The organism is Candidatus Erwinia dacicola (genome assembly GCF_001756855.1).
GTDB classification, from domain to species: Bacteria; Pseudomonadota; Gammaproteobacteria; order Enterobacterales; family Enterobacteriaceae; genus Erwinia; species Erwinia dacicola.
This window is the reverse complement of record NZ_MAYS01000110.1, coordinates 1-2,723: the sequence shown is the minus strand read 5'-3', so window position 1 is coordinate 2,723 and position 2,723 is coordinate 1. Positions and strand designations below refer to the sequence as shown.

Genomic DNA, 2,723 nt, shown 5'->3' with positions numbered 1-2,723 from the left:
GCGCGCTTTTTTCCAGTTGCCCGACAACCTCACGCTAGGTGGCATGTTGACTGCAAGGATCTGGAAGCGCCGATTAAGCTGCACGAGCAGGTTGGCACTATTCAGCTGGTTGAAGGCGACGAGCAGCTAGCCAGCTACCCGCTGGTGGCGCTGAAGTCGATAGAAGAGGCGGCGTTATCACGCGCATTTCAGACTACATTAAGCGTAAGCTGTAAGGCTGATTTCCCATGGTCGCATCTCTGCGGCTATGTTATAGAAAAGTTAATAAAATCATTGGCTAGGTAATGGATTATTAATGGGATGTATCTCCCCGGTAAACTCAGTGTTTTCTGCTATTACCTCGCCACAAATGAATGAAAAAATATCCGAAAAGCGGCGCTCTACGCCTTTTCCCGACCTCGACTTCAGGTATCATGGCGCGCAGAGTCCCCCATCCTTCGGAGCCTGTTTTGCGACCGGACAAACCGATTTCGGCCCTGCAGTTCAACGTTTATCGTAATTATCGCACTGTGCACGGCGTGCGTATTGCGCTGGCTTTCGTGCTAACCTTCCTGCTGGTCAGGCTGATGGAGATCCCCGAGGGCAGCTGGCCGCTGATCACGTTGGTGGTGGTGATGGGGCCTATATCGTTCTGGGGCAACGTCTTCCCGCGCGCGATCCAGCGTATCGGCGGGACGATTTACGGTTTAATTTCCGGGTTGATTGCACTCAAACTGGAGCTGATCTCGCTGCCGACCATGCTGCTATGGTGCGCCGCGATCATGTTTATCAGCGGCTTTCTGACGCTCGGCAAGCAGCCTTATATGGCGCTGCTGATTGGCATCACCCTAGCGGTGATCTGCGGCGGGATCCCAGGGGATATGACCACCGCCCTGTGGCGCGGCGGTGATGTGATCCTCGGCTCGCTACTGGCGCTGCTGTTTACCAGCATTTGGCCGCAAAAAGCCTATACCCACTGGCGCATTCAGCTGTCAGATCTGTTACTGGAAACCTCGCGGGTTTATCACGCCGGTTTCTCCCCGAATCTGGTTGAAAAACCGCGCCTGACGCGCCCGTTACAGCGCCTGCTCAGTAACGTGATTAAGATGCGAGCGCTGATCGAGCCTTCCTGTAAAGAAACGCGTACACCGCGCTCGGTATTTGAAGCGATACAGACGCTAAACCGCAACCTAGTCTGCACGCTGGAGCTGCAGCTCAATGCTTGGTGGGCATCACGCCAGAGCCACCTGATTATGCTCAACGCCTTGGCGCTGCGCCGTACCCAGCAGATGACCGAAAATACGCTGCGGGCGCTGTCGCGGGCTATCGTGGAAGGGAATACCGACAAGATTGGGGCAAACACTGAAGAACTGGTCGAGATTACGCGCGAGCTGCGCCAGCTGATAGCCGAGTCTGACAGTGATGAACTGGTGGAAACCCCCATTCACGGCTACGTCTGGCTCAGCCTAGAAATGGTTCGGCAGCTGGAACGGTTATCGGAACTTATTCGCCTAGCGTTGAGAAAATAGAATGATTTAGCAACAACTTACTGCGAGGCGGGTCGCTTCAGGGTAAGATAGGCCCAATCCGATTATGTAAGTTTTAAATTGCCATCGGCAGCGACCCGCCGCTAATCTGATGGCTACGACAATGATGCCTGTGTAAGCAGGCCTAAATGAAAGGTGTCTTCATGGAAAATGCAAAGCAATCATTTCAGGATGTGCTGGAGTTCGTGCGTATGTTTCGTCGTAAGAACAAGCTGCAACGTGAAATTCACGATAACGAAAAGAAAATCCGTGATAACCAGAAGCGTGTTTTGCTGCTCGATAACCTAGGTGAGTACATCAAACCTGGCATGAGCGTGGAAGCTATCCAAGAGATTATCTCCAGCATGCGCAGCGATTACGAAGATCGCGTAGATGACTACATCATCAAAAATGCTGACCTCTCTAAAGAGCGTCGCGATCTATCGAAGAAGCTTAAAGCGATGGGCGAGCCAAAAGCGTAACGGTAAAGGTAAACGACAGCGTGATGAAGGCCGGGCAACGTGTCCGGTTTTTTTATGCCTGCTGTTCAGCTGCCTGATGGGTGCTGGCGCGCACCACCAGCATGGTGGCTGATCTTGACCCGCCATCTTCGGACAGTTTTTGTATCTTAAGTTAACGATGCCCGCTGCCGCCAGTATTCCCTCGGGGAGTTATATCCCCGCGTGCTGTGCGGGGGGCGGGATTCAGCGAATAAGACGTTCGATGGAGTGCTGGCGAAATATAGTGACAAATATCCGGCAGCGATGAAAAAACTGACGAAAGGTCGCGAAAAACGGCGGCTTGAGGGCGACGACGCTGGCGATGGTATTCAAGTTGCTCCAGTCACCAGTCAGCACAAAAAAACTGGAATCGACTTAAGGGTTTCGAGCTGTTGACTCTGATGGTCAACAACCTGCCGTATAAAGACGGCGAACAGGTGGAAGAGGAAGCATCAGACTGAGATGTTGCCTGATGGCTCCATACACCAAATTTAACAATAACTCATGAAGATATGAACAACCACATCCGGAGCTACTTCAAAGCTCTCTCTGCGCGATTGAGTAGCATTAAAGGTGTCGGTACCATGACCGTTGCCGCATTGCTGGCTGAGGTTCCGGAATTGGGTCAACTTTCGAGACGAGAAATCAACGCCCTCGTGGGCGTTACGCCGATAAACCGAGAGTCTGGCACCATGAGAGGGTGTCAATACCGATCGAA

Annotated in this window: 2 protein-coding genes and 3 pseudogenes; all 5 read left to right on the top strand. The window is 52.5% G+C overall.

From position 1 onward, the window contains the following. Positions 1 to 285 (top strand): annotated as a pseudogene (locus BBW68_RS03395) (hypothetical protein); the annotation flags it as partial. A 164-nt stretch (positions 286 to 449) separates the two neighbouring features. Next, the gene (locus BBW68_RS03390) at positions 450 to 1,508 is read left to right on the top strand and encodes an FUSC family protein (RefSeq protein WP_070134002.1); all 1,059 of its coding nucleotides are present in this window, start codon (positions 450 to 452) and stop codon (positions 1,506 to 1,508) included. A gap of 161 nt (positions 1,509 to 1,669) precedes the next feature. Continuing rightward, positions 1,670 to 1,987 carry a DUF496 family protein gene (locus tag BBW68_RS03385; RefSeq protein WP_048915616.1) on the top strand — a complete coding sequence of 106 codons (318 nt, stop codon included), beginning with the start codon at positions 1,670 to 1,672 and terminating at the stop codon, positions 1,985 to 1,987. A 307-nt stretch (positions 1,988 to 2,294) separates the two neighbouring features. After that, positions 2,295 to 2,466, top strand: a pseudogene (locus tag BBW68_RS19460) (IS256 family transposase); the annotation flags it as partial. A gap of 45 nt (positions 2,467 to 2,511) precedes the next feature. Continuing rightward, positions 2,512 to 2,723 (top strand): annotated as a pseudogene (locus BBW68_RS03380) (transposase); the annotation flags it as partial.